Below are 26,599 nucleotides of genomic sequence, written 5' to 3' on the forward strand. Positions count from 1 at the left end.
AGTTATGAAAAAACAGATATTACTTATTTTACCCTTGGTTATACTTGTGCTGGGAGCCTGTGATGATTTCCTGGATAGGTCTTCCTTAACCGAGATGAACGATGATACCTACTGGACAACAGAGAACAACCTCCGATTATTCTCCAATGGCTTTTACTCCAACTATTTTGTGGGGTACAACTCGGGATGGGGAAGTGCCTATGCGCCATTACGTGGTTACTATTTTTCAGATGATTTCTCATCCACCGGCAAGCTGGGGAGCTTTGAAACTCAGGCGCCTTCTTCCCGGGCTGATGATGACGAGGTAGTATCGATGATGAATAGCTACGCCGGGCCTACCTGGAACTTTGCCTGGGTGCGCAAAGCCAATATATTCATGGAGCGCATTGCAGCGATGCAGGAAGCCGGAGTTGAGCTGAGCGAAGAAACTTTCCAGCACTGGACGGCTGTGGCCCGTTTCTTCCGGGGATTTGAATACAGCCGCCTGGTGAGCGTGTTTGGCGATGTGCCGTACTATGGCGAAGTGATTGATGATTCGAACCTGGACGCACTTTATAAGGACCGGGACGACCGGACCTTTGTGATGGATCAGGTGTATGATGATTTTGTGTATGTGATGGAGAATATGCGTACTTCGGACGGTAATGCACAATACCTGAACCGTTACATTGCGGCGAGTTTCATTTCGCGCCTGATGTTGTTTGAAGGAACCTGGCAGAAATACCACCTGAACAATACGGAAAAAGCAAGCAAATACCTGGAACTGGCTGCTGATGCTGCCGACTTTGTCATGTCTTCCGGTATGTATTCTTTTACAAGCGATTTCCGTTCTTTGTTTGGGTCTCAGGATTTGGCCGGGAATAAAGAAGTGATCCTGTTCCGGCATTACGATGCTTCAATTGGGATTACTCACCATGTTGCATCCTATTCCAACCTAACAGAAGGACAGTATAATGCGCCTAACCTTTCTTTGGCCAAAGCATTTATCTGTACCGATGGCAAGCCGTATCAGTTGTCGGCAGTTCCCAATGCCGATGAGCTCAGCATTCAAAATCTGGCAGCCACTCGAGATCCCCGTTTTGAAGCTACTTTTTGGGATGCGCCAAAAAAAGAGTCGAGCACCTTGCTGTATGCTTGCAAGTTTATTGATCGGGTAGGGGTTACTTATTATGGATCAACTTATCCTTCGATGTATGGATCAAACACCAACACCAATGATGCGCCGGTGATGCGTTTGGGTGAAGTGGTTTTAAACTGGATTGAAGCCAAGGCAGAGCTTGCAACCATGGGAGGAGCAGCGGTTACTCAAGCCGACTTGGATGTGTCGATTAATGCAATTCGCAGTCGTCCATTGGACGCAGTAGCCATTGAGAAGGGCATTCAGCAAACTGTTCCGTTACTTCTGGCCGAGTTGCCTGATGACCCGGCAAGAGATGCTGATGTGTCAGCACTGATTTGGGAAATTCGCCGCGAACGCCGCATGGAGTTTGTCTATGAGCATTCGCGCCTGCTGGATATTAAGCGCTGGAATAAGATCGACTATATGAGTGGTGCCGATAATCCGGATATTCTTCGTGGACCTTGGATTGATTTTGAAACCGATTTCCCTGAGTGGCTGGTTGAAGAAAAAGAAGGTGTTCTGCGTGTTGAAACAGCTGATGGAACTGTTGTAACCTACAATGGCTCCAACGCGGCCGAGATTGTTGGCTACTATGTTCCTGAGAATGTTTCAGACCGCGATCCTTTTACTGACCGGGTTTACCTGGCTCCTGTGGGCAATGCCCAGATCAGTGAGTATATGGATAAAGGATACACCCTGAGTCAAACTCCGGGTTGGGAATAAGCGATTAAAAGAACTTTGAAAGACTCACTGGATTTTTCATCCGGTGGGTCTTTCTTTTGATAAAGCCAATTGAAATGATGAAGCGAATTTATTTTCTGTTGCTGCTCTGTCTGACTACGGTTTTTAGCTGGGCGCAAGCACTGCATTTTGCGCATATTACGGATACGCATATTGGAGGAACCAACGCTGCAGAAGACCTGGAACGAACAGTGGACGACATTAACCGGCAGGATAGCCTTGATTTTGTGATTCTATCCGGTGATATTACCGAGTTTGGATCTGATGACGAACTGGAGCTGGCTAAGCGTATTTTGGATAAGCTGACTAAACCCTGGTACATCGTGCCGGGCAATCACGACTCGAAATGGTCGGAAAGTGGGAACAACAGCTTTGTGGAGGTGTTTGGCTGCGAAGAGTTTGCTTTTGAACAAGGAGGATATTTGTTTATCGGTACAGCCAGTGGCCCAAACATGCGCATGGCACCCGGTTTGGTGCCGCGCGAGCAAGTGGTGTTTCTGGATTCAGTTTTGACGAATATGGCCAGGCCGGATCAGCCCATTATTTCGATTAATCATTACCCACTCAACGAATCGCTTTCCAATTGGCATATTTTAATCGATAAATTCAAAACCCACAATATTCAGGCAACACTTTTGGGGCACGGGCATCAGAATAAATTGTACAATTTTGAAGGAATTCCGGGAGTGATGAGCCGCTCGAATTTGCGCGCCAAAAGCGATACCGGCGGCTATAATATCGCAACCATTGCGCGCGATACCCTGTTTTATGCCGAACGTACGCCGGGAGGCAAAACGCATCCAGTATGGTGTCGGGTGCCTCTTCAAAATCATCATTTCAGTCAAGATACGACTTCTTACCCGCGGCCGGATTATACGTCTAATCAGCAATTCTCAAGGGTGAAAAGCCGTTGGGAAATTCAGGATGACAGCGACATAGGGACGGGGCTTAGCCGATCAGAGAATTATGCCGTGTATGGCACAACATCCGGTAAAATTGTAGCGCGTGACATTCGAAACGGGAAGCTTATCTGGAGCTTTTCTACCGGAGGTAAGGTATATTCGACTCCAGCCATTGCACAAAACCGGGTTGTGTGTGCTTCCACCGACCAGAAGATTTACTGTTTAAACCTGAAAACGGGGAAACAGGAATGGGTATTTCCTACGGGCAAAGGAATTGTGGCCTCTCCGGCCATTGACGGTAAGGCTGTTTTTATTGGCTCTTCCGAAGGAGTTTTTCGGTCGATCGATCTGATGACAGGTGAACTGAACTGGCAGTTTGACCAAGTGAGAAACTTTGTGGAGTGCCGTCCGCTGGTTGATCAAAACCGGGTTTATTTTGGCTCCTGGGGTAACACTTTCTATGCCTTGGATGCCCTGACTGGGAAGCTGATCTGGAAGCGGGAGAAATACACTAATCGCATGTTATCGCCGGCGGCTGTATGGCCTGTTGCAGCCAACAATAAAATCTTTATTGTGGCTCCCGACCGCCGCATGACTGCCCTGAATGCCGAAACAGGTGAGGAAATCTGGGACTCGGGCGAATACAGTTGTCGCGAGTCTATTGGGATTTCGGAGGATGGCCAGTGGGTATACATCAAAAACATGTACGAAGGCAATGTGAATGCTTTTTATACGGCTGCTGATACCCAGGAGCTGGCTTGGGAATGCCAGGCAGATTTGGGCTACGAAATAGCCCCTTCACCTATCACGGAGGATGGAAATGTGGTGTTTGTGCCTACTACGGAAGGAGTGGTTTGCGCCATCGATAAAACGAGCCACCAGGTGCTTTGGAAGTACAAAGTGTCGCATGCCTTGATTAACCATGTGCTGCCTGTGGGAAAAAACCGGGTATTGGTTTCGGTGCTTGACGGCAAGGTCGCTTGTTTAGAATACGATTAGGCTAAGCTGACACCGAGTACGTACCTTATGCACCGCTGGGGCTGCAAAGGTTTTGTTTTCTTAAAGCAGAGGGTGTAACTTTAGGGGAGTCTGAGAATAACTTAAGAATTTGGAATGACTAAGAAGCTGCGTTTCGTTTTTCTTTGGATTGTCAGCCTGGGCATTGGATCAGGTTGCATGGTTGAGCCGTTAAAGGAGCCGGTTAACCGGATAGTGCTGAATGTGGACAAGCACATTGTGCCTGATCATCGGGTGGCGGTGTTCGAGGTAGAAGCCCGGCAGGAAGCGGGGCAGGTGGTCCTTCGTGGTAAAACCAATGTTGTTGAGGCGCATCGGGCGCTTCTGGACAGTCTGGAAGTGCTGGGACTCTCGGTGATTGACTCGCTGAAGCAGCTTCCGGCTGCTGAATTGGGCGAGCACACCTGGGCGTTAACAAGCCTGTCGGTTAGCCCCATTCGGAAACGACCTTCTTTTGCTTCTGAAATGGTTTCGCAGGCAATTATGGGCACCCCGGTTGCCTTGCTCGACCGGAAGGGTAGCTGGTACCTGATTCAAACACCTGACCAGTATGTGGGCTGGATAACGGGAAGCAGCTTACAACGACTAACAAACAAGGAATTAAAGGCCTGGAATAAGAGTAACCGCCTCGTTTTTACTGAAATTAGCGGAACGGTTTATAGCGATGCGGATGAATTGAGCGACCCGGTGTCTGACTTGGCGCTGGGATGTATGGTGAAGGGCCTTGGCAAGCAAAACGGCTATTGGCAGGTTGAGTTGCCCGATAGACGCAAGGGCTTTGTCAAAATAGCTGACTGGATGACTTTTGAACAATGGGCCGTTGATCAGCCGCAGGTTGAGGCGGTTATAGCTACCGCCAAAAGTCTGTTGGGGCGGCCTTATCTATGGGGCGGCACCTCCGCTAAAGGCGTCGATTGCTCGGGACTGATCAAGACCGCCTACTTGTCGCAAGGCCTTATTCTGGCCCGCGATGCTTCGCAACAAGCCCGCTATGGCCAAGTTCTGCCTCTGACGGATTCCACGCGTTTTGAGCCGGGCGATTTGTTGTTTTTTGGGGGCAGTAAAGAGCGGATTACCCATGTCGCTTTGTACCTGGAGAACGATCATTATATTCATGCTTCCGGAAGGGTAAAAATCAATAGCCTGAACCCGGAGCATGCCAGTTTTGATGCGGCGCGAAAAGATGATCTGGTTTCCGCATGCCGGGTATTCAATGCCTTGGGAACAACGCAAATCACCCTTGCCAGGGATCATCCCTGGTATAACTGAACGATTATGAAACACAACCGACGGAATTTTATTCGTACCACCGGATTGGCTAGCATTTTTGGGCTGTCCGGAATTAAAACAGCAGCGGCCATGAATCCAACGAAGAACCAACCAGTTGCCCGGGGCTTGCAATTGCGCTTTAAGCCTTTTGAGTTGACGCTGAAGCATGCGTTTACCCTGGCAGGGAGTTCGCGCACCACCACACCGGTAATGCTGACCGAGCTGGAGTATGACGGTGTTACAGGCTATGGCGAAGCCTCCATGCCCCCGTATTTGGGTGAAAGTCATGAAACAGCTGCCCGCTTTTTGGCCTCGCTCGATTTGGCGCAGTTTAAGGACCCTTTTCAGGTGGAAAAGATACTGGACTATGTGGATGAGGCAGCAGCCGGAAATTGTGCCGCCAAAGCCTCGGTGGACATTGCCTTGCACGACCTGCTCGGGAAGTTGATGGGGCGGCCCTGGTATAAAATATGGGGGTACGATCCGGCGCTGACACCCAATACTTCCTTCACCATTGGGATTGACAGCCGCGAGGTGGTTCTTCAAAAAGTGAAGGAGGCGGCACCCTATAAAATTCTGAAAGTGAAGCTGGGGCGCGACAACGATAAGGCGATGATTGAAACCATCCGCGAAGTGACGGACGTGCCCTTGTGTGTGGATGTGAACCAAGGCTGGCACGACCGGCAAGCTGCCCTGGATATGATTTATTGGCTGAAGGAAAAAGGGGTGGTCTTTGTTGAGCAGCCGATGCCCAAGACGGCGCTGGACGATATGGCCTGGCTAACGCAGCACAGTCCGCTGCCAACCATTGCCGATGAGGCTTTGCAGCGGTTGGATGATGTTCAAAAAGCGCACGGGGTGTATGCCGGCATTAACATCAAGCTGATGAAATGCACGGGAATGCGCGAGGCCCACAAAATGATTAACCTGGCCAAAGCACTCGATTTGAAAGTGATGATGGGCTGCATGACCGAAACTTCCTGCGCCGTATCTGCTGCGGCCCAATTGTCGCCTCGGGTAGACTGGGCCGACCTGGATGGCAACCTTCTTATCGCCAACGATCCCTTTGTAGGCGTTCAGGTGGTGGATGGGAAGGTGGTCTTGAATGACTGGCCGGGCATTGGGGTGAAACTTAGGAATTCGTCTTTGTAACGAGGGCTTGAATTAAAAAGGCTAGGGCATAGGCATAGGCATAGGGAAAGTCATCCGTTGAATCCTGGTTCTTCAATCCAAAGATCCGAACATCCAGCAATCCGAAAATCCAATTGTGCGAGCCTACTTTTTTCGGGTAGTTACGTAGTTTACCAGCTCGATCAGCGCGGTGCGGGAGTCCGACTCGGGGAATTCGTTGATGGCCGTAATGGCGCGGTCGCGGTAGTAATTCATTTGCTCGGTGGCATAATCCAGTCCGCCGCGTTCCACCACCAGCTTAACCAGTTCCTGCACCTTGGCCGTGTTCTTGTTTTTACGCTTCACCTCGTGCAAAATCCGGCGTTTTTCCTTTTCGTCCGAATTGCTCAGCACATAAAGCAAGGGGAGGGTAATCTTCTTCTCCTTGATGTCGTTTCCGGTGGGTTTGCCCAGCAAGCCTTTGGCCTGGTAGTCAAAAATATCATCCTTAATCTGGAAGGCAATTCCCGCGTCAATTCCAATCCGGAACATTTTTTCAACCACTGCCTCATCATCGGTAACAGAAGCCGCCCCAATAGCCATACTGGTGGCAATCAGCGAAGCGGTTTTCTTTTCAATAATTTCGAAGTAGGTATCGTAATCAATATCGAGTTTGCGGCTTTTACGCATCTGCAAAATCTCGCCTTCGCTCATGTCTTTAACTGAGCGGCTGATTAAATGCAGGAAGTTGTATTTTTTGTTGTCAATGTTCAGCAACATGCCTTTGGCCAGGATGTAGTCGCCCACCAGTACGGCCAGTTTGTTCTTCCACAACGCATTGATAGAGAAGCTTCCGCGTCGCTCATACGATTCGTCCACCACGTCGTCGTGTACCAGGGTAGCGGTGTGCAAAAGCTCAATGGACGAGGCCGCCATGTTGGTGGATTCATTGAAGTCACCATTCATTTTAGCCGCCAGAAAAACGAACATCGGGCGCATTTGCTTGCCCTTCTTTCGCAAAAGGTAATTGATGATGAGTGATAAAAAGGGGATATCACTTTGGATTGTTGCCTTGAAGTAATCTTCAAAGGCTTCCAACTCAGTTTGTATGGGGGCTTTAATGATATCCAAAGAAGTCATCTGTTTGATTTTGGAACGGTTCAAAAATAGTAAATTAATTAAGTTTTTGCTTGAATGTCTCCGTCTAACACAAATTTCAACTGGATTTGTTCATGGCTGGCCGGCCGGGGGATATTTGTATTCTTTCTAAAATGGGGCTATTCCGGAACTTTTATTTCACTTGAATATTAAATATTTATATATTTGCATTTGTAATTAGAAAACAACATGATAAAGATTCAGGAAATAGACCCCGACCGGTTGGAAATGGCCGCCAATATGCTAAAAGCAATTGCACATCCCATGCGGATTGCCATATTGAAACACCTGGAAGGAGGCAAGAAATTGACCGTTACGCAAATTCATGAGCTTTTGGGGATTGAACAATCCACGACTTCCCATCATTTGGGTATCTTGAAAGATAAAGGTGTTTTGTGTTCACGTCGTGAAGGTAAAAACACGTTTTACTACCTGAAACATGATGTGTTAAGCCAGGTGGTGGATTGCCTGGAACGCTGTACTTGCGGAGAATAATGGATGAAAACTACGATAGTTTAAAAGCCGGCGGAAAGCCGGCTTTTTTCGTTTATTGACTGGAAGTTCTTAATTTCGCGGCATTAATATTTATCGATGACAAAAATCAGAGTAAGCAAGCAATTTGGGTTTGAAATGTCTCATGCCCTGACCAATTACGATGGGCTGTGCAGTAACCTGCACGGGCATTCTTATAAGCTGCAGGTGACCATTATGGGAGAACCATTGTACAAGGCAGGCGACCCAAAAGACGGGATGGTAATGGATTTTAGTGTGTTGAAAAAGCTGGTTGAAAAGCATATTGTCGAGCCCCTGGATCACTCCATCATGCTCAACAATGTGGCGGCCCACAATAAGCTAAGCGAGCTGGGCGAGCTGTATAGGCGGCAGCACTTGGTTAATTTTCAGCCAACAACGGAAAATATGGTTATTTTTATTGCTGATAAGCTTAAGCATATTTTGCCTGAACATCTTGAATTATTTAGTGTTCGGCTGTATGAAACCAAGAACTCGTTTGCCGAGTGGTTCGCTTCCGATAACCCTTAAAAAATAGCAACATGCCTGAACAGAATGAACAAAATAACCGACTTTTTCTACTCGATGCCTACGCGTTGATTTACCGCTCGTATTTCGCGTTCATCAAAAATCCGCGCTTCAACTCGAAGGGGCTAAACACTTCTACCATGCTGGGGTTTGTCAACTCGCTGGAGCAGTTGCTGAACAAGGAAAACCCCACGCACATTGCCGTGGTTTTCGATGTGCATGCACCCACTTTCCGGCACGAGCTGTTTGATGAATATAAAGGCACGCGTGATGAGATGCCCGAAGACATTCGCAAAGCCATTCCCTGGGTTCGGAAGATTATTGAAGCCTATAACATTCCGATTCTGGAAAAAGAAGGTTTTGAAGCCGACGATGTGATTGGCACCCTGGCCAAGAAAGGCGAAAAAGCCGGTTACCAGGTTTTTATGATGACTCCGGACAAGGATTATGCGCAACTGGTTTCCGACAATATTTTCATGTATAAACCCGGACGTGCCGGTAACGATGTGGAAGTGTGGGGTGTGGAGCAAGTGAAGGAGAAGTTTGAGGTTGAAACACCGGAGCAGGTAATCGATATTCTGGGCCTGATGGGCGACTCGGCCGATAACATTCCCGGATGCCCTGGTATTGGCCCGAAAACGGCCATGAAACTCATTTCGGCCTATCATTCCATCGACGGCATTTACGAGCACATTAACGAGCTGAAAGGGAAGCAGAAGGAAAACCTGGAGAACCATGAAGAGCAGGTGCGTCTGTCGCGTAAGCTGGCCACCATTGTGCTGGATGTTCCGGTTGACTTTGATGAAAAGTCACTGACCAAAGATGCTCCTAACCTGGAGGTGCTGCGCGATATCTACAACGAGCTGGAGTTTCGTACGATGGCTCAAAAGCTGGGGGTACCCGAAAAGCCGGCTCAGGCCAGTTTTGAACAAGGAACCTTGTTTGGCGGAAGCCAAGGCACCGAACCGGTTATGCGAAAAGACTTAAACAATCTTGAGAATACGTCGCACCAGTATTTCCTGGTTGAAAATGCGATGCAACGGGCCAGCCTCCGCGCCGAACTATCAGTGCAGGAAGAGTTTTGTTTCGACACGGAAACCACCGGGCTGGACACCCATACGGCCGAGTTGGTGTGCTTGTCGTTTGCCTTTAAAAAAGGGGAAGCCTACTGTGTAACGTTGCCGCGCAAACGCGAAGAAGCCCAAAAGGTGGTGGAAGAATTCCGCCTGGTTTTTGAAGATGAAAACGTGCGTAAAATCGGGCAAAACATCAAGTACGATATCCTGATGCTGAAACATTATGGGGTAGAGGTTCGCGGTCCGCTTTACGATACCATGATTGCGCATTACCTTATTCAGCCCGAACTGCGACACAACCTCGACTACCTGTGCGAGACTTACCTGGGCTACCAGAAGGTGGAAACCGAAAGCCTGATTGGCAAAAAAGGAAAGAAGCAGCAAACCATGCGGCAGGTACCGGTGGACAAGCTGAAAGACTATGCCTGCGAAGATGCTGACCTGACCTTGCAGCTGAAGCTGGCCCTCGATCCGGATTTGGATAAAACGGGTGTTCGCTCGGTTTTCGAAGAAATTGAAATGCCACTTATTCCGGTTTTGGCCGATATGGAAATGACCGGAGTAAGCCTGAATACGAAAGAGCTGGATGTGTTTGCAGATCAATTGCGCACGCAAATCATTGCGCTCGAAAAAGAAATTATTGAACTGGCTGGCGAAGAATTTAATGTTTCGTCGCCCAAGCAGCTGGGGCCCATTTTGTTTGAGAAACTGAACATTGTGAGCAAAGCCAAAAAGACCAAAACCAAGCAATATTCAACTTCCGAAGAGGTGTTGAGTAAGCTGGTGGATAAACACCCGATTGTTCCAAAAATTTTGAAGTTCAGAGGATTGAAAAAGCTGCTTTCGACGTATGTAGAAGCTTTGCCGCTGCTGGTCAATCCGAAAACCGGCAGACTGCATACCAGCTACAACCAGGCCATTGCAGCTACCGGACGCCTGAGTTCGACCAACCCCAACCTTCAGAATATTCCGATCCGGGATGAAAACGGCCGCGAAATTCGTCGGGCTTTTACGGCTTCGGATGAGAATCACCTGTTTTTGTCGGCTGACTACTCGCAAATTGAATTGCGGATCATGGCCGCCCTCAGTAAAGATGAGCATTTGCTGGAAGCTTTCCGGAACCAGCAGGATGTGCATGCGGCTACGGCTGCCAAAATCTACAAGGTGCCGCTGGAGGAGGTGACTTCGGATATGCGCCGGAAAGCCAAGACCGCCAACTTTGGGATTATCTACGGAATTTCTGCCTTTGGCTTGTCTGAACGCTTGAATATTTCGCGTAGTGAAGCCAAAGAGCTGATTGACGGCTACTTCGAGAACTTCTCAAGGGTGAAGGAATTTATGGATGAAAGTATCCAGCTGGCCCGTGATAAAGGGTATGTGGAAACCATACGCGGACGCCGCCGCTACCTGAAAGATATTGAGTCGGCCAATGCCGTGGTGCGTGGTGTGGCTGAACGAAACGCCATCAATGCGCCTATTCAGGGCTCAGCAGCCGATATCATCAAGCTGGCTATGATCAACATCTGGAAAGTGCTGAATGCGCAAAATCTGAAGGCTAAAATGACCTTACAGGTGCATGATGAATTGAACTTCGATGTTCCGAAAGACGAGCTGGAGCAAGTGAAGAAGATTGTAAAAGAGCAAATGGAGCACGCTGTTGACATTGGGCTGCCACTCACAGTTGAAATGGATGCCGCTTCAAACTGGATGGAAGCGCACTAGATAAAATCAAACGAGACGATCGCCGCAGCAATCGTCTCGTTTTTGTTTTAGCCGATCAGGCCAAAGTATTGCATGATGACTTTTAGTAGAACCAGAGCGGTAATAAGACCCACCATTCCGATTCCAAACCAGATGAAATCCTTATTTGATTTTTTCTCTACTTCGGGTGTTTTATTTTGCTTTTCCATGTCAATTTGTATTAAACGATTAAACTTAGGGTGATCTCTTCAGGAGATCAGATTACTTGTTCCTGAACGTTGAATAACCACTCAGGAGGCAGGGGTGTACATGTGGAAAAGAAAGACTAACACCGCAAGGCATGTTCGCGAATAAAGAGCGGAACAGGGGCCTCATAGTCAATTAATAAGAAGGTTAAACGGATGGTGTTTCGAAAGCTGAATCCCCGGGGAACGCGCTGTGTTGGAAACAGGGAACGAACAAAGGGTTTCAGGTTTTCAGCAGTCGTCTGACCGCTGCTACTTTCCTGGTTGAACAGGAACAAGGGCGGCATGCCCGGTAACTGAATAGCAGCCTGATGTTCAACAAAAGCGATATGATTGCGGGCCACCGATGGGGTGGGATGTTCGGAAGTGGTAACTGCCAACAGGTAGATACCCAAAGCAAAAAACAGCAATCGAATCAGTTGTTTAATCATCCTGCTAAATTTTGTGCAAATATAGGCATGCTTTCTATTGGTTGTTCTTTGAGCATCAAAAATTTAACCTTCCTTAGCTTTTGGACAGAAATTTCAACTACGAAAGAATGGTTGGAGTAAAAAAAAAGGATTGCAACACTTTGGCTGCAATCCTTTTTCCCATTTATTTTTCGACACCACTCTTTTCCAGAATAAGCTCCAGCGGACAGAACCTGGTGAAGGATGACTGTAGCAGGTTAAGACCTACAAATGCCGTTAGAATCAGCCAGTACTCACTGACAAATACCGCCAACAGAACACTTACTGTGATCATCAAGCCGGCTACGGCCCGTACAATTCGTTCTCTCATTGTGTTTCACTTTTAGGGTTAAACAAATTTCTCGACACCTCCAACAATGTAGGCGTTTATCGGACTCATTTCTTCAATGCTTTGGTTGAACTGATCAATCCGTTCCAGCAGTTGATTGGCTTTGTCGTCGGCCAAAAACATAAAGGAAACCATGTAGTTGTAAGGATTTTTTTGGGCGGCAAACCAATTGGAAAAATCGGTGTTGCCATCTGCCTGTTCCATAAAACCTTCGACATCCATCTCGCTGTAGGCGTTAATTTTAATGCTTTTCAGAATTTGCTGCAGCTCCGGATGGTAGGCTTTTACACATTGAATAATTACAAATTTCATCATGACAGTTCATTTAAAGGTTCATTGGATTGATTTTGCTCTTGGTCGCCATTGTCGACGGGCGTTTCGGCTACCGGGTATTTTTTACGCTCGGTCATGTAATAGATCAGCGGCACAATCACCAGGGTCAGGAAGGTGGAAGCAATGGATCCACCCATCAGTGAAATCGCCAGTCCCTGGAAAATAGGGTCAAACAAAATAACCACAGCACCAATCACTACCGTACCTGCAGTCAACAAAATCGGCGTTGTCCGTACTGCTCCGGCTTCAATCACAGCTTCTTTCAGCGGTACACCATCGGCCAGCCTCAAGTTTATAAAGTCGATCAGCAGGATGGCATTTCGGACCATAATCCCGGCTAGTGCGATCAGACCAATCATGGATGTTGCCGTAAAGAAAGCACCCATCAACCAGTGACCGATTAAGATACCCACCAGCGACAACGGGATGGAAATCATCATCACAAACGGCACTTTAAAGTTTTGGAACCAACCAATAATCAACAAATAAATGACAAGCAGGACCACGGCAAAAGCAGTTCCCAAATCACGGAACACTTCGTAGGTAATTTGCCATTCACCATCCCATTTCAGACTGTAATCGTCCTGAACAAAGGGCTGTTCTGTGAATTCCTCACTCAACGTGTACCCTTCGGGAAGCTGAATCTGACCCAGATTTTCCGACATGTCCAGGATGCCATACACCGGGCTTTCCAGTTTTCCGGCAATGTCAGCCGTTACATAAACCACGCGCTTTTGATTTTTGCGGTAAATGCTCTTGTCCTGTAAGCCTTCTTCAATTTCCACCACATCACCCAAGGCGACCATTTGTCCGGTCGGACTCATGATATTTACCTTTTTCAGGTCGTTGATGCCAGAGCGTTCCTGCTCCTTAAAGCGAAGAACAATGCCAATTTGCTCATGTTCCTTTTCCTGGTAAAGCTGAGCGACCTCATGACCACCCAAAGCCATTTGAAGGCTGTGGACCACTTGCTGCGTTGAAAGGCCAAGCAGGGCCGCTTTTTCTTTCAATACATTGAATTTGTATTCGTGCTGGTCGTCTTCCATGTGCCAGTCAATGTCTACAACATCGGCTGTTTGGCCAAACAAATCCTTTACCTGGCGGGCTACTTCCATCTGTCCTTCGTAATCCGGACCGTACACTTCAGCAACCAGGGTTGACATTACGGGAGGACCCGGTGGAACTTCCACAACCTTTACATTGGCCTGGTATTTCTCTGCCAGGCGGTGCAGTTCCGGACGCATCAGTTTGGCAATATCATGACTTTGCAATTTCCGCTCACCTTTGTCGGTCAGGTTTACCTGAATATCGGCTACATTGGATCCGCTTCTCAGGTCATAATGACGAACCAGACCGTTAAAGTTCATGGGCGAAGCCGTACCCACATAGGTTTGGTAGTTCACCACATTTTCCTGCGTGGCAATGTAGGCTGCCAGCTCTTTGGCAACCACAGCCGTACGCTCCAGTGTAGTTCCTTCGGGCATGTCAATAATCACCTGAAACTCGTTTTTGTTGTCGAACGGAAGCATTTTTACAGCCACCATCTTAAAGTAAACCAAGGTTGTTGAACCCAGCAGCAGCACTGTTACACCAATGATAAAGGTCCAGCGTTTCCATGGCGACTCCAACATGGGTCTCATGGTCTTGGCGTAAAGCTTGTAAATCATGCTGTCTTCCAGACGGAATGCTTTTTTCTCGTGGTCATCCTTGTCATCCGTGCGAAGCAAGCGATAAGCCAGGTACGGTGTAATCGTCAGGGCTACCAGCAGGGAGAATATCATGGCAATGGATGCGCCAATGGGCATCGGGCTCATGTAAGGTCCCATCAGTCCGGACACAAATACCATGGGCAGTACCGCCGCAATTACGGTAAAGGTTGCCAAAATGGTCGGGTTACCAACCTCATCAATGGAACGCAGTGCCGCCTGGATGAACGGTAATTTCTTCATTTTAAAGTGACGGTGCATATTTTCGGCAATAATGATGGAGTCGTCCACCACAATTCCGGTAACAAACACCAGCGCGAACAAGGTAATCCGGTTCAGCGTGTAATCCAGGAAATAGTAGCTGAACATGGTTAAGGCAAAGGTGATGGGAACCGAAAGAAAGACCACCAGACCGCCTCGCCATCCCATGGCCAGCATAACCACAAAGGTTACTGCAACAATGGCTCCTAACAGGTGCATCAACAGCTCGGCTACTTTGTGCGAAGCGGTTTCGCCATAGTTTCGGGTAACATCCACCTGCACATCCTCGGGAATGAGGCTTTTTTCCAGCAGGTCAATTTTTTCCAGAATGGCATCCGATACTTTCATGGCATCCGCACCACGACGCTTGGCAATGGAGATGGTAACGGCAGGATATTCACCCTGGAATTCGTCTTTTTTCTCATGGATATCGCCAAAGCCAAAATTCACATATTGAACAGGTTCTTGCGGGCCATCCAGCACTTCAGCGACCTGTTTCAGGTACACCGGGCTTCCGTTGTGAATACCAACCACCAGGTTGGCCACATCGTCGGCATTTTTCAAAAATTCACCGGCTTCCACCAGGTACTCCTGATCGTTGCTGTTGAACGAACCGGCATTGAACTGGGTATTGGCTAGCTGAATTTTCTGGGCAATGCTCAATGCATCCACCTGAAAACCGGCCATCTGCTCGTTGTTCAGTACCACACGCACCTGACGTGACCGTCCACCAATAATTTTGGTTTCCGAAACATCACTGACTTGTTCTATTTCATTGTTAACCTCCTGCGCAATGCGGCGCAGTTCATAGTCGTCGTAGTTTTCACTCCAGAACGTCAGACCAAGCACGGGAACATCGTCAATCGAACGGGTTTTCACCAAGGGAAGGCTGGTTCCTTTAGGCATTTGGTCCATGTGTTTCATAATCTCGTTGTACATTTTCACCAACGAGCGCTCCACGTCTTCACCCACATAAAACTGAACGATCAGCATCGCTTGTCCGGGCATGGAAGTAGAGTAGACGTATTCAACCCCGGGAATATTGGCCACCACTTTTTCAAGTGGTTGCATCACCCGTGATTCAATTTCTTGAGGGCTGGCCCCGGGGTAGCGGAAGAAAATATCGGCAATGGGAACATCAATTTGAGGTTCCTCTTCCCGCGGGGTAAGGTAAGAGCTGTAAATCCCAATGGCCAAAAAGGCAATCATCAATAGGGGAGTCAGCTTTGAATTTATAAATTGTTTGGCGATACCGCCTGCAAATCCTGTCTTCATGTTTCTTTCTTATTGGGTTACCACTAATGCACCATCAAACAGTTTTCCGTTTGAAGATTGAATATATGTTTCGCCATCGGCCAGGCCTGAAAGGATTTCGATGGAATCCCCTACGCTTGTACCGGTTTTCACCCAGCGAAGCAAGGCTTGACCGGTTTGTCCCACGGCATACAGCCCAACCAGTTGTCCTTTGGTAACCAAGGCCGACTGAGGAACCAAAATCTGTGGTTGTGTTCCTTTTTCGTAAAATACGGTGGCGTACATGCCGCTGTATAAGTTGGTGGTTTGGTCTGCTTGTTTGTTAATAATTACTTTGGCTTCGAATTGGTTACCGGTGTTGGCCGACGATGGATTGATTTCGGCAATGACTCCATCCAGCTGCTGGTTATTCAGCGCGTTAAACTGTACTTTGACCGGGTCATTGAGCTGTAAGCGGGCAATGTCGGCTTCCGGAATTCGGGCAATCACTTTCCATTGCGAGGGGCTTTCGATGCTCAACAAAGGCATTCCGGGATTGGCCATGTCGCCTTCCTGTACATATTTTCCGGTAATTACCCCACTGTAAGGGGCACGAATGGCCGCATAACGAAGCGATTCTTCCACTTCTTTTTTCATCTGCTGAACAGCTTCCAGGCGCGCTTGGGCCATCCGGTAGTGGGTACGAATGTCATCCATTTCCTTGTCTGATGCACTGTTGGCTGCATACAAGGCTTCAAAGCGTTTCAGGTCTTTTTCGGCACTTTCAAAAGCGGTTGTGGCTTCTACCATGTTGGCTTCCACCTGGGCTTTTTTAGCCAGAATGTCCTGGTTGCGGATTTGCAACAACAAATCGCCTTGTTTTACCTGTTGCCCCGGCTTCACATATATCCGGCTTACCTGTCCCATCATACGGGTACTCAGGTTGGCTATTTTTTCAGCCTCCAGTTTGCCCGAGAAGCTGTGAACGACGGGATAGTCTTTTAACGCAGCAACGGCCAGTTGTGCTTCAACTTTGGTTGGCGAAGTGGTTTGTTTTTGGTCTTTATTGCCACAAGCAGAAACCAGAATTCCTAAGGCAAGGGTTGCTATTAGCGTGGCTTTTTTCATCTTATTTGTTTTCATTGTGGTCATGGCTTTTATTCGTTTATGTCTTTTTCAAGCAGCAATTCCATTTCGAAAACTGCTTGTTTGTAATTATAAATGGATTGGATGTAGTCCAGGTTTTTCTTTGATGCCAGTGCTTCGGCAATTAATAAATCGGTTGTTTTTTCCAGGCCTTGCTCAAAGCGGTTGGTGCGAATGCGTAATGACTCCGCTGCTTGTTCCTTGGCCAGTTTGCTGGAATGAACTTGCTTGAAATTTAGCTCCAGCTTCCGTTTGGCCTGGTTCAGCTGCATTTGGCTTTGAGACAGGTAATCCTGGTATTGGTATTCGGCTTCGTCGAGCTGTGAGCTGGCTTGCTGAACACTTCCAATGTTTTTATAGCCGCTGAACAAGTCCCAGGTTAAGCTGGCACCCACCATGTAATTGTTGGCCGACATGCCTAAAATTTCCCGGTCATTCCATTCGTAAGCACCAAAGGCATTTAAGCGTGGAATGAATTTCATTTTCTCGGAACGTAGTTTGTTTTCTCCTGCTTCAATTTGTTTCTGTATGGCTTTGAGGTCAGAGCGTTGTTCCAGTTGTTCGGCACCCACATTCCAGCTAAACAGCGCAGGTTCGCGGGTCATCGAGTCGGTAAGCAAAATGTTGGTTCCTAGATCCATGCCCAGTAAGTGAGCCAAATACTCAGCGGCTGCTTGCTGCTGGTTCTCGGCTTCATTGAGTTGGTTGCGGCGTTCTTCATATCGAACAGACGCTTCCAAAACATCAGCATGTTTCACAAAACCTTGTGCTTCGTTGTCTTTGGTGAGCTTTAGGGCTTCTTCGGCTACAGCAACGGATTGTTTCAATACCTTTACCGCTGATTGCGCCAGTTCCAGTTGAAAATAAGCTCTTTTGACTTCGTAACGGATTTGTTGATGCGTCCGCTTGCTTTGCAAAGTCATGGCTTCGTACTGGTTTTTGGCAGCCTTGCGGGCGTACAAACCATCCACGTTGAGGATGGGCTGCTGAAGCTCAATTTTTGTACTGTAGTTTTCAATAGCATCCGGATCGTTCAATGTTGCCGGATTAAAATCGGCTTGGTTGACGATCTCCTGTTTCAGTTTGAACCCAAATGACGACAACGGATCGTTGGTTTTTACGCCGGTATGACTAACGGACAAACCGGGTAAAAAGACAGCGTTGGTCATTCGGTAGGTTCCTTGCGCGGCTTTTTGTCTGGCTTCGGCGCTTTTTGCGGCCAGGTTGTTATTTTTAGCCAGTTCCAGCGCCTCATCTAAGCTAAGCGACCTTGTTTGTGCCATGCTTATCAATGGCAGGCCAAGGCTTAGGAACAAAACATAAAGGTGTAATCTCTTTTTCATACTTTTCAGTCGTTATCGATTTCTGATGGGACAAATATAGTATTTTTTCATATAAATATATAGAAATGTAGATATGTGAATTATTGAGCCTGTTTTTTCAGCTATCATTTTAACATTTTCAGTGATCCATTCTACTTTTGGGTGCTGCTGAAGTAGTTGAAGGAGAGTGTGTTGTCTTTTTTGAAGACAAGCTGATTAGAATTGGGGAGTACGAATGTTAAATTTATGTTATGCGCCTTTGGACGCTTAAAATCAGACTGATTTCTGAAAAATTGAGGGGTAAACTTCAAGAAAACGATCGAGTTTTGATGCCTTTTTAATCGGCTTATAGGTTTTGGCCGGATTGGGAAAACTATTGGCAAAGTAACTCCAGAATTGTTTCATCTTCATCAATACATGACCGTCATCCTGCAACCAAGCCCGGTAAGCGTCCAACACCTGCTGGTGAAATTGCATTTTGAGTTGTAGCGCTTCCTGCTCGCTTATTGTTTCTCCTTTCAATTGGTTGATCAACAGGGGATCGCTTAAAATTCCCCGCCCAATCATCCAGGTTCGTTGGCTGGGAACGAGTTGAAGAATTTCGTCTATATCTGCTTTGGAAGAAATATCGCCATTGTATACCAGCGGCTTGTCGGACAAAGCCACCAGCTGGGCAAAAAGCTTGCGATTGGCTTGGCCTTTATACAGCTGTTTGGCTGTTCGCGGGTGGAAAATCAACTTTTCGAAAGGGTAGTTTTGCAGAAGCTCAAACTGGTTCAGAATGGTTTGCTCATCGGTCATTCCCGATCGAAACTTGACGGACACCTGAAAATTAAAGTCTGAAAACAAATTATCCAAAACCGCTTTAAGCGCTGTAGTATTTTCCAGCAGGGCAGTTCCCCGACCGCGTTTGGTGGCCATGGGGTAGGGGCAGCCCAGGTTTAGGTTGACCTTGGAATAGCCCATTTGTTGGAGTTCGCTGGCAAGCAGCTTCAGTTCGTCAGCATTGGCACAGAGGATTTGCGGAACCACGGGCATGTCGATGTTATTTTCGGGTAAGCAGTCGCGCAACTGGCTGTTTCTTATTTTTTTACCCGGACCAATAGCCAAATAGGGAATGTAAAATTCGTCGATGGAACCAATCAGCTGATGATGGCAGCGTCGGTAAACAAAATCGGTAAATCCCTGTAATGGCGCTAAATAGAAATGATGGTCTAATAACATCGTTTGGTTAATAACTATTTTGCTACAAAGGTAGTCAGCTCGCTTATTTAACCTCGGAAATTTCTATTTTTGTATGAAAATTTAGCTTTGGCTGAAATGTTAGAACAAGCACTTCAAAATGACACTCTTTTGCAACAGCTGAATCGTCCTGTTGAAACCGAGTCTTCCGGAACGGTTCAGGTGCCGGTAAAACTGATTCAGCCAGCTGCTATTCGTAAACTGGATTCGATCAATCAACAAGATAGTACGGTTACGGCTGGAGTTCAGGGGGCCGGATCGGCACAAACAACAACCAATAAGGCAACAGTTCGCTCGGGAGCCAAAGCTGCTGAAGACCTTCAGTTAGCCAAACCGATTCGTGCACAAAAGGTGGAAACCTTTACCGAAGAGCCTTCGAAACCCTGGATATCTTTGCCTGAGAAGTCTTTTATGAATGAAAAGCCTGATTGGGTTATTGGGGTTTTTATTCTGGCACTTATCTTACTGGCTACCGTTCGTTTGTTCTTTAACAAGTACTTGAGCCAGCTATTCCATGCAGTAATCAATTATTCCACTTCCAGCCGGCTGTTTCGCGATCGGTCGGTAAGTGTTACCCACGCCTCGTTTCGGTTGGACCTGATTTTTTACTTGATCTTTAGTGTTTTTATCTTCCAGTTTTTTGATGAGTTTAACTTGTCGCTTGCCTCAAGTAGTTTTAATACTTACCTGATCATTTTAGGCGTAGTTATTGGCTATTATATCCTCAAGCGATTGGCTTATTTGTTCGCTGGATTTGTGGGTGAAACCAGCTCGGAAACAACAGAATTTCTGTATAATATGCATCTTTATAGCCGGATTTTGGGATTATTTTTAATTCCGGTGAGTTTGGTGATTTCTTTTGGTGCTTTACAGAATCCGCGGCTGGCCGTATTTACAGGGCTATTTATTTGTGCAGCCTTCTATTTCTTGTTGTTATTTCGTGGCGCTAAAATATTAATTACAAAACATTTTTCTATTTTTTATTTGATTTTATACCTTTGTACCCTTGAAATTTTACCGTTGATTTTTATCTGCAATTTGGTATTGGTTAAAAACGGGATTAAATAATTTAAAGTTTTATAGCTTGAAAATCAAGAAAATATTAGTTTCGCAGCCAAAACCTGAATCTACAAAATCACCTTATTTTGACTTGGCTGAAAAGACGAACGTACAAGTAGACTTCAGGCCATTTATTCAGGTAGAAGGTGTTTCCGGGAAAGAATTCAGACAAACGAGAATTCAGATTCTTGATCACTCCGCTGTTGTTTTTACAAGTCGTACAGCCATTGATCATTTCTTCCGAATTTGTCAGGAAACCCGGGTCACTGTTCCCGACTCTATGAAGTACTTCTGCATTTCAGAAGCAACTGCTTACTACCTGCAAAAGTATATTGTTTACCGCAAAAGGAAAATCTTCTACGGCGGTGGTCGTTTTGAAGACTTGGTGGAAGTGATGAAGAAGCACAAGAATGAGAAATTTCTTGTTCCTTTGTCGCACATTCACAAACAAGAAATTCCGTTGCTGCTTGATAAAGCAGGCTATAATTACACCAAAGCGATTCTTTACAAAACCGTCAGCAGTGATTTATCTGACTTGAAGGATGTAAACTATGATATCCTGGTTTTCTTTAGTCCTTCGGGCATTAAATCGCTAATTCAGAATTTTCCTGATTTTGAGCAAAACAGCACCAAGATTGCTTCCTTCGGCCCGACAACGGCAAAGGCAGTTACTGATGCCGGTCTTCGACTGGATATTCAGGCGCCAACTTCTCAGGCACCTTCAATGACCATGGCTTTGGAGCAGTTTATCAAGGAACACAACAAGGGAAACTAAAGACTTTTTCAACAAATAATTGAATAGAAAGGGGAATAAACTTCCCCTTTTTTTATTGTATTTTCGTTTTTAGGATGCACGCTTTCAAACTCACCAAAAAGGAACGACTTTGCAGCACCAAAATGATTGGGAAGCTATTTGAACAAGGATCGTCGTTTTATATCTTTCCTTTGAAAGTGGTGTATCTACCTATGCCTTTAAGCGGGAGTCATCCGGCTGAAGTCAGCTTTTCGGTCTCGAAACGAAACTTTAAGCTGGCTGTGGTTCGCAACCTGTTGAAAAGGCGCATGCGTGAAGCTTATCGCTTAAATAAACCCGCTTTTTACGAATCACTTCCGGAAGGGAGGCAAGTCGCTGTCATGTTTATTTATACCTGCAAAGAAGTGAAAGACTACCAGTCCATTGAAAAAGGGATGCAACGAGCCCTGAGAAAACTGAGCGATTTACTGCAATAAAAAAGGGATCGCCCGTGGCAATCCCTTCCGTATTTTAAGTAGCCATTGGCTAATCTTTATCCATAATTTCTGTCTGCATCCGAACTGAGTCTTCGTGAATCAGCTGGAATAGAATCTGTACAAAAGTCCGGTTCAAGTTGAGTTTCTCACCCAAATTGATGCGGTTGTTCATTAACTCCGTCCAACGGTTGATTTGAAGTGCTGTTACGTTGTTTTCCTTCTTATACCGACCAATTTCACGGGCAATCTCCATACGCGATGAAAGAACTTCCATGAGTTCAGCATCGAGGGCATCAATCCGGTTACGCATCAACTCCAGTTGGTTTTCAAATTGTTTGTTGTCCGACGAAGCCTGACGAATAATCAATTTATCGAGCAGTTTGCCCAGTTCAGCCGGCGTAATCTGTTGTTCCTTATCACTTAAGGCGCAACTTGGATCGCGGTGCGATTCAATCATCAGTCCTTCCATGCCCATGTCAAAGGCTTTCTGTGAAACCTCCTGCAGGTATTCGCGTTTCCCGGCAATGTGGCTGGGGTCGCAAATTACGGGTAGGTTGGGTAGCAAGCGTCTCAGCTCGATAAAGGTTTTCCAGTTGGGGTAGTTACGGTACTTTGTTTCGCGAAATGGGGTAAAGCCACGGTGAATACCGACCAGGTTTTTAATTCCTGCCTGATTTAAGCGCTCAAGAGCTCCCATCCACAATTGGACATCGGGATTAACTGGGTTTTTGACCATGATTACGGCATCGGTCCCCTTAACCACATCGGCAATTTCCTGCACCACAAATGGGCTGGCGGTTGATCGGGCTCCAATCCACAGCACGTCCAATCCTGCATTCAGGGCTTCTTCGGTGTGCTGGGCATTTGCAACCTCGGTACCTACCGGCAAGCCGGTTTCTTTCTTGACTTGCTGCAGCCACTTCAGACCAATAGAGCCAACGCCTTCAAAGCTTCCTGGACGTGTTCGGGGTTTCCATACGCCGCCGCGGAAAACAAAAACCCGTTTATCTTTGGCCAGCTGGTGTGCTGTTTCAAGTGTTTGTTCTTCAGTTTCCAGGCTGCATGGCCCGGAAATTAACAGCGGGTTGTCCAGCTGTGGTAACCAATCTTTCATTGGTCTGATGTCTAATTCAATTCCCATCTTATTTCGTGTAAAATTTAACAATCTTCTCTTCGTTTTTGATCAATGATGGATTTTCTCCACCAAGTATAGACCGAATATTGTTGGCATTGTTCATGAGTTCGTACATTCTTTTTTCGTCATGTTCAATACTTTCCTTAAAGTCGATCAGGTGTTTTATGTAGACTTCGAGCGAGTCGACTACATACTCTTTGTTTTGCTGAAAGATTGGCCCCCACATGGAAGGCGTGCTTTTGGCCAGGCGAACTGTGGAGCGAAATCCACCACTTGCCAGGTCAAGAATAATCGAGCGGTCTTCCTTGTCTTGCACGGCGTTGGCCAGGGCATAGGCTGCGGCGTGTGGCAGGTGCGAGATGAAAGCCGTGCTATGATCCTGTTCGTCCGATGACATGTATGCAATATTCATTTCCATGGATTGAAACATTTTTTCGATTAAGGCCAGGTGCTGAGGCCCACTTTTTTCATGATCGCAGATAATGGCGATTTTGTTGCTGAAAAGGCCTTCCAATGCAGCTTCAGGCCCGGAGTTTTCAGTTCCTGACATGGGGTGAGCCGCCACATAATTTCTTCGCTTCGGATGATTTTCCACGACCGCTGTCAGTGATTTTTTCGTTGATCCCATATCGGTAACCGTTGTCCGGTCGGAGATCAGATCGAGTACCTGGGGCAGCAGGAGTTTGATTTTATCCACCGGAATAGCGATAATCACCAGGTCGGCTGCACTTAAGGCCTCTTCCAAAGGCAGAACCTGATCAACCAAGCCAATTTCTTTTGCTTTTCCGGCATGTTCGCTATTGGCATCCACTCCAGTAATTGCTGTAGCAAACCCATTCTTACGAAGATCTTTAGCTATTGATCCTCCAATTAATCCTAATCCGATAACGGTTACATTCATGCTAAATTGGTATAAAAAAAAAGGTCCCGATTTCTCGGGACCTTTCAAGTAATATATCTTCAGTTTAAGCAATACACTACTGTTCGACCCCGTTTTGAGAACCGAAATAATAAGACCAGTAATAAAATGTATTGCTAAAAACCATTTTTTTCTCTTTGAATTTGAAAGCAAAGATAGAGATTTCTTTTAAAACTGGAACTTAAGGTGTTTCAGTTTTTCTTATTTGTCAACAGGTGTGTTTGTAACTCGCAGTGGGAGAGCTGTTTGGAAAATGATAAAAATGTCCTTTTTTTTTGTTCGGTCTTAGTGTTTTATAAATTTTCTGGAGATCAGCTGCCCGTTTTCAAAAGTGAAATTGACAAAATAGAGCCCCGCAGGCAGCGATTCAAGTTGAATGGAATGAGTCAGTTGTTTGTTGTTTACGGCAAGCTCCTCCTGATTGAGCAATTGTCCGTGACTATTGAATAAGCTCAGTTTTACCCGGTCTGCTTTCGATTTGAAACTGCCCTTTATGAATAAATCGGTGCGAACCGGGTTGGGGTAAAGCATGAGTTCGCCTGGCGAGTAAGTGATTTCATTGGTGGCAGTTGGCGGATCCTGAATACTCAGGTCGTCAATGGCCCAGCCCCAGCCATGGGCGTAGGGGTCAGAGAACAGGCGAAAACGGATAAAGATGGTATCCCCTTTTTCAAAACTGCCATTGTCGGTAAGGTTGATTTCACGGGCAATATAGTAATTGCTTCTGCCGGTTGCCGTTGAATTATTCCCTTGAATAAAATTGTTGTAATTGCTTAGCCAGGTGGTATTTTCGCGCGAATCATAACCATCAATTAAAGGTAGCCACTTGTCGGTACCATTTAATGAGCCTTCAACAATGACATAGTCCCAAAAATCGTCGTCTCCAAACAGGCTTCCGTCTTCACCGGGTTCAACCAAAACAACTTCGTTGAAGGTCATTTTCGTCCGGTCTGTAAGCACAATGGGGTATTTCAGCAGACAGGTGAGATTATAGGTTAAATCATCTTCGTCAGGACTGGGGTAAGGATGTGGGCTGTGTAAAGCGCCGTCGTTAAATCGTGGTTCAGTACCAATGAAAAAGTCCGAAGAGATGAAATCGCGGGTGTCCGCATTGAAATTGTTGGTGTAGGCTCTTACTGCTTCGTAAAGGCCATCAACGCGGAAAGTGTAATATCCGTCTGCAGGCAGAACCGTTTGGTTCTTGTTGGATGAACTGTCTGTGGCAATGATCTGATAGCGAATGGAGTCTCCATCCATTAGTCCACTCAGCTGCAAGGTGGCCTGATAATGGTCGCCTTCCTGGTGGGGGATCGCAAGGGTGTTAGGCGTTTCACTGTCATTGATTAAATAGGTCATACTTACTTGCTCAATACCGATGTTGTCGGTGGCCGTCACTAAAATTTCTGCGCGAAGCTCGCTTTCAAGCATATATTTGACCGGCGTGTGTGTTACAACGGGTTGAATAAGGTCAGCCCCAATGGTGAATTCAAAATAGTCGCTGGGAGCCGTGCCCGGCAAGTAATAGTTGCGCTGGCTCGTGTCGGTTACCGCGAGGTAATACTGATAGCTACCTTCAGTTAAGTCGTTGATCGTTAACGCAAATAAATCCTTTTCCTGGACATAGGATAATGGCAGGGTGTCGGCATTGGCAAAGGCATCGTTTGAATACACGAAAATAAGGGAAGTGCTGTCGATTTCAGAATCTGTCTTGATGCCTGCCTCCAGCGTGATTGGTCCGGCAAGTTCGCGATCTTCAATGGGTTGGTGCCGAATGCTGGTGTAAACCCAGCCCATGTCGGCTAGCATGCCTAAGGTTAAGGGACCCGGATCGTGAATGGCTTCTGCCTGGTCAAAGAAAGGGGTCATTAGGGAGTTGGCATTTCCAACCTGATACGTTCGTTCGTTCAGGTGATAAATGCTGGATCCTTCATCAAAGGAGGTTGGGGCGTATAACCGGGGATACGTGTCTGTTCCGGATGCTTGTTTTGCTGTTGAGCTTTCGAAATATAAATTGTTGGAGGTAAATGCCTGAAGAAGTTCTGCCGATGGGTTGGGGAAAATTTCCGTGTCGATCAGTTGTTCATCGGACCCATTAATGACAAACTCATCAAAAATACCGGGATAGGGGAGAATGTCGCCGTATGTCCCCTGTTGGTCCTGTTCATAAAAGAAGCCGGTATAACCCAGTCCGTGGGCTATTTCATGTAAAACAACCGAAACAAAGTCATATTGATTGTCCGGTGTTTGCCCATCGGTGTCGAAGTACCAGTTGTCATTATCGCTGTTGAACTGGGCAATCAGGTCGGGAACGGTTGCATCGGTTATTTCCATAGCTTCCAGCTTTTCAACCAAGGCTACCGGGTAGTAGCGGTTCTTCTTTGGAGCTGCTTCAAAATTTTCAAAGTAAAGGTAAGGACCGCAGCTTCCTAAAACCCCTTCATCCAGGGCGGTCCAGCGTGCTGTCATGTAAATGGGTACCGGAGAGGCAATGAGGTGTTCCCAGATTTCAACGGCATATTGAAAAGCCTGTTTTGGTTCATCCTCGAAGCCGATGTAAGTGACGATAATGGAGGACTTCTTTTCTTGCGTGGATTTGAGACGTTTGAGATATTGAGAAGGTGCTTTGATGAAGCTTTGGTGACTGTGGGAAGAACCATAGCAGATGGGTGCCGGAATTTGTACGCCTTCCTTTTTCCACTTGTTTTGCGCCAAAGAGCTTAACGCAAGCCCCGTAATAACCATACAAAGTAAAAATCGCCTCATTGGATTATCTTCAATATTAAGGTCAAAATTAAAAGAATTCTTGTCTTATTTTTGTTAATTTGTGGTTTCTCTATA

General features: G+C 46.6%; 22 protein-coding genes. 10 read left to right on the forward strand and 12 right to left on the reverse strand.

Annotated features, from left to right (window positions below; translation table 11 throughout):
- Window positions 1-4 precede the first annotated feature (4 nt).
- From Q1A18_RS08620 to Q1A18_RS08635, 4 genes are all read left to right on the forward strand, one after another.
- Window positions 5-1,843, forward strand: coding sequence for a RagB/SusD family nutrient uptake outer membrane protein (locus tag Q1A18_RS08620; protein ID WP_299578544.1), 1,839 nt, complete (start codon window positions 5-7; stop codon window positions 1,841-1,843).
- 74 nt (window positions 1,844-1,917) lie between these two features.
- Complete coding sequence (locus Q1A18_RS08625; RefSeq protein ID WP_299578545.1) at window positions 1,918-3,762, forward strand: PQQ-binding-like beta-propeller repeat protein; 1,845 nt, start codon at window positions 1,918-1,920, stop codon at window positions 3,760-3,762.
- A 114-nt stretch (window positions 3,763-3,876) separates the two neighbouring features.
- Window positions 3,877-5,049, forward strand: coding sequence for a C40 family peptidase (locus tag Q1A18_RS08630; RefSeq protein ID WP_299578546.1), 1,173 nt, complete (start codon window positions 3,877-3,879; stop codon window positions 5,047-5,049).
- Between the two features lie 6 nt (window positions 5,050-5,055).
- On the forward strand, window positions 5,056-6,201 hold the full coding sequence (locus Q1A18_RS08635) for a dipeptide epimerase (RefSeq protein ID WP_299578547.1): 1,146 nt from the start codon (window positions 5,056-5,058) through the stop codon (window positions 6,199-6,201).
- A gap of 123 nt (window positions 6,202-6,324) precedes the next feature.
- On the opposite strand, the gene Q1A18_RS08640 is transcribed toward Q1A18_RS08635, so the two are convergent.
- Window positions 6,325-7,299: a polyprenyl synthetase family protein gene (locus tag Q1A18_RS08640; protein WP_299578548.1), complete on the reverse strand. Its 975-nt coding sequence runs from the start codon at window positions 7,297-7,299 to the stop codon at window positions 6,325-6,327.
- A gap of 207 nt (window positions 7,300-7,506) precedes the next feature.
- On the opposite strand from Q1A18_RS08640, the gene Q1A18_RS08645 reads away from it, so the two are divergent.
- The 3 genes from Q1A18_RS08645 to polA all read left to right on the forward strand — a co-directional run bounded on the left by Q1A18_RS08645 (window position 7,507) and on the right by polA (window position 11,153).
- Entirely contained in the window at window positions 7,507-7,812 is a 306-nt protein-coding gene (locus tag Q1A18_RS08645) for a metalloregulator ArsR/SmtB family transcription factor (protein WP_299578549.1), read from the forward strand.
- Between the two features lie 96 nt (window positions 7,813-7,908).
- Window positions 7,909-8,358 (forward strand): 6-carboxytetrahydropterin synthase, encoded by a 450-nt coding sequence (locus tag Q1A18_RS08650; protein WP_299578550.1) that lies wholly within the window; start codon window positions 7,909-7,911, stop codon window positions 8,356-8,358.
- Window positions 8,359-8,369: 11 nt separating this feature from the next.
- Window positions 8,370-11,153, forward strand: a complete 2,784-nt coding sequence (gene polA, locus Q1A18_RS08655; protein ID WP_299578551.1) for a DNA polymerase I — start codon at window positions 8,370-8,372, stop codon at window positions 11,151-11,153.
- A gap of 47 nt (window positions 11,154-11,200) precedes the next feature.
- On the opposite strand, the gene Q1A18_RS08660 is transcribed toward polA, so the two are convergent.
- The 8 genes from Q1A18_RS08660 to Q1A18_RS08695 all read right to left on the reverse strand — a co-directional run bounded on the left by Q1A18_RS08660 (window position 11,201) and on the right by Q1A18_RS08695 (window position 19,400).
- Window positions 11,201-11,341, reverse strand: coding sequence for a hypothetical protein (locus Q1A18_RS08660; RefSeq protein WP_299578552.1), 141 nt, complete (start codon window positions 11,339-11,341; stop codon window positions 11,201-11,203).
- A gap of 116 nt (window positions 11,342-11,457) precedes the next feature.
- Window positions 11,458-11,808 (reverse strand): hypothetical protein, encoded by a 351-nt coding sequence (locus Q1A18_RS08665; protein ID WP_299578553.1) that lies wholly within the window; start codon window positions 11,806-11,808, stop codon window positions 11,458-11,460.
- A 163-nt stretch (window positions 11,809-11,971) separates the two neighbouring features.
- A complete protein-coding gene (locus Q1A18_RS08670; RefSeq protein WP_299578554.1) occupies window positions 11,972-12,157 on the reverse strand; it encodes a DUF2892 domain-containing protein in 186 nt (61 codons plus the stop codon).
- An 18-nt stretch (window positions 12,158-12,175) separates the two neighbouring features.
- Window positions 12,176-12,490, reverse strand: a complete 315-nt coding sequence (locus tag Q1A18_RS08675) for a hypothetical protein (protein WP_299578555.1) — start codon at window positions 12,488-12,490, stop codon at window positions 12,176-12,178.
- Entirely contained in the window at window positions 12,487-15,750 is a 3,264-nt protein-coding gene (locus tag Q1A18_RS08680; RefSeq protein WP_299578556.1) for an efflux RND transporter permease subunit, read from the reverse strand. The genes Q1A18_RS08675 and Q1A18_RS08680 overlap by 4 nt, the downstream gene beginning before the upstream one ends.
- Window positions 15,751-15,759: 9 nt before the next feature.
- Entirely contained in the window at window positions 15,760-16,851 is a 1,092-nt protein-coding gene (locus tag Q1A18_RS08685; RefSeq protein WP_299578557.1) for an efflux RND transporter periplasmic adaptor subunit, read from the reverse strand.
- Window positions 16,852-16,865: 14 nt separating this feature from the next.
- Window positions 16,866-18,197, reverse strand: a complete 1,332-nt coding sequence (locus tag Q1A18_RS08690) for a TolC family protein (protein ID WP_299578558.1) — start codon at window positions 18,195-18,197, stop codon at window positions 16,866-16,868.
- A 252-nt stretch (window positions 18,198-18,449) separates the two neighbouring features.
- Entirely contained in the window at window positions 18,450-19,400 is a 951-nt protein-coding gene (locus tag Q1A18_RS08695; RefSeq protein WP_299578559.1) for a tRNA-dihydrouridine synthase family protein, read from the reverse strand.
- Window positions 19,401-19,496: 96 nt separating this feature from the next.
- On the opposite strand from Q1A18_RS08695, the gene Q1A18_RS08700 reads away from it, so the two are divergent.
- From Q1A18_RS08700 to Q1A18_RS08710, 3 genes are all read left to right on the forward strand, one after another.
- Window positions 19,497-20,486 (forward strand): DUF4271 domain-containing protein, encoded by a 990-nt coding sequence (locus tag Q1A18_RS08700; RefSeq protein ID WP_299578560.1) that lies wholly within the window; start codon window positions 19,497-19,499, stop codon window positions 20,484-20,486.
- A 16-nt stretch (window positions 20,487-20,502) separates the two neighbouring features.
- Entirely contained in the window at window positions 20,503-21,252 is a 750-nt protein-coding gene (locus Q1A18_RS08705; protein ID WP_299578561.1) for a uroporphyrinogen-III synthase, read from the forward strand.
- A gap of 74 nt (window positions 21,253-21,326) precedes the next feature.
- Window positions 21,327-21,707: a ribonuclease P protein component gene (locus Q1A18_RS08710; RefSeq protein ID WP_299578562.1), complete on the forward strand. Its 381-nt coding sequence runs from the start codon at window positions 21,327-21,329 to the stop codon at window positions 21,705-21,707.
- Window positions 21,708-21,756: 49 nt separating this feature from the next.
- On the opposite strand, the gene Q1A18_RS08715 is transcribed toward Q1A18_RS08710, so the two are convergent.
- From Q1A18_RS08715 to Q1A18_RS08725, 3 genes are all read right to left on the reverse strand, one after another.
- Entirely contained in the window at window positions 21,757-22,848 is a 1,092-nt protein-coding gene (locus Q1A18_RS08715; RefSeq protein ID WP_299578563.1) for a chorismate mutase, read from the reverse strand.
- A 1-nt stretch (window position 22,849) separates the two neighbouring features.
- Window positions 22,850-23,743, reverse strand: coding sequence for a prephenate dehydrogenase (locus tag Q1A18_RS08720; protein WP_299578564.1), 894 nt, complete (start codon window positions 23,741-23,743; stop codon window positions 22,850-22,852).
- A gap of 303 nt (window positions 23,744-24,046) precedes the next feature.
- Window positions 24,047-26,524: a T9SS type A sorting domain-containing protein gene (locus Q1A18_RS08725; protein ID WP_299578565.1), complete on the reverse strand. Its 2,478-nt coding sequence runs from the start codon at window positions 26,522-26,524 to the stop codon at window positions 24,047-24,049.
- Window positions 26,525-26,599: the final 75 nt, after the last annotated feature.

It is taken from the genome of uncultured Sunxiuqinia sp. (assembly GCF_947495665.1).
GTDB lineage: Bacteria > Bacteroidota > Bacteroidia > Bacteroidales > Prolixibacteraceae > Sunxiuqinia > Sunxiuqinia rutila.

Excerpts from the sequence above, each read along its gene's own strand:
- Q1A18_RS08620 (WP_299578544.1), top strand. The coding sequence starts at position 5 with ATGAAAAAACAGATATTACTTATTTTACCCTTGGTTATACTTGTGCTG.
- Q1A18_RS08625 (WP_299578545.1), top strand. The coding sequence starts at position 1,918 with ATGATGAAGCGAATTTATTTTCTGTTGCTGCTCTGTCTGACTACGGTT.
- Q1A18_RS08630 (WP_299578546.1), top strand. The coding sequence starts at position 3,877 with ATGACTAAGAAGCTGCGTTTCGTTTTTCTTTGGATTGTCAGCCTGGGC.
- Q1A18_RS08635 (WP_299578547.1), top strand. The coding sequence starts at position 5,056 with ATGAAACACAACCGACGGAATTTTATTCGTACCACCGGATTGGCTAGC.
- Q1A18_RS08640 (WP_299578548.1), bottom strand. The coding sequence starts at position 7,299 with ATGACTTCTTTGGATATCATTAAAGCCCCCATACAAACTGAGTTGGAA.
- Q1A18_RS08645 (WP_299578549.1), top strand. The coding sequence starts at position 7,507 with ATGATAAAGATTCAGGAAATAGACCCCGACCGGTTGGAAATGGCCGCC.
- Q1A18_RS08650 (WP_299578550.1), top strand. The coding sequence starts at position 7,909 with ATGACAAAAATCAGAGTAAGCAAGCAATTTGGGTTTGAAATGTCTCAT.
- polA (WP_299578551.1), top strand. The coding sequence starts at position 8,370 with ATGCCTGAACAGAATGAACAAAATAACCGACTTTTTCTACTCGATGCC.
- Q1A18_RS08660 (WP_299578552.1), bottom strand. The coding sequence starts at position 11,341 with ATGGAAAAGCAAAATAAAACACCCGAAGTAGAGAAAAAATCAAATAAG.
- Q1A18_RS08665 (WP_299578553.1), bottom strand. The coding sequence starts at position 11,808 with ATGATTAAACAACTGATTCGATTGCTGTTTTTTGCTTTGGGTATCTAC.
- Q1A18_RS08670 (WP_299578554.1), bottom strand. The coding sequence starts at position 12,157 with ATGAGAGAACGAATTGTACGGGCCGTAGCCGGCTTGATGATCACAGTA.
- Q1A18_RS08675 (WP_299578555.1), bottom strand. The coding sequence starts at position 12,490 with ATGATGAAATTTGTAATTATTCAATGTGTAAAAGCCTACCATCCGGAG.
- Q1A18_RS08680 (WP_299578556.1), bottom strand. The coding sequence starts at position 15,750 with ATGAAGACAGGATTTGCAGGCGGTATCGCCAAACAATTTATAAATTCA.
- Q1A18_RS08685 (WP_299578557.1), bottom strand. The coding sequence starts at position 16,851 with ATGAAAACAAATAAGATGAAAAAAGCCACGCTAATAGCAACCCTTGCC.
- Q1A18_RS08690 (WP_299578558.1), bottom strand. The coding sequence starts at position 18,197 with ATGAAAAAGAGATTACACCTTTATGTTTTGTTCCTAAGCCTTGGCCTG.
- Q1A18_RS08695 (WP_299578559.1), bottom strand. The coding sequence starts at position 19,400 with ATGTTATTAGACCATCATTTCTATTTAGCGCCATTACAGGGATTTACC.
- Q1A18_RS08700 (WP_299578560.1), top strand. The coding sequence starts at position 19,497 with ATGTTAGAACAAGCACTTCAAAATGACACTCTTTTGCAACAGCTGAAT.
- Q1A18_RS08710 (WP_299578562.1), top strand. The coding sequence starts at position 21,327 with ATGCACGCTTTCAAACTCACCAAAAAGGAACGACTTTGCAGCACCAAA.
- Q1A18_RS08715 (WP_299578563.1), bottom strand. The coding sequence starts at position 22,848 with ATGGGAATTGAATTAGACATCAGACCAATGAAAGATTGGTTACCACAG.
- Q1A18_RS08720 (WP_299578564.1), bottom strand. The coding sequence starts at position 23,743 with ATGAATGTAACCGTTATCGGATTAGGATTAATTGGAGGATCAATAGCT.
- Q1A18_RS08725 (WP_299578565.1), bottom strand. The coding sequence starts at position 26,524 with ATGAGGCGATTTTTACTTTGTATGGTTATTACGGGGCTTGCGTTAAGC.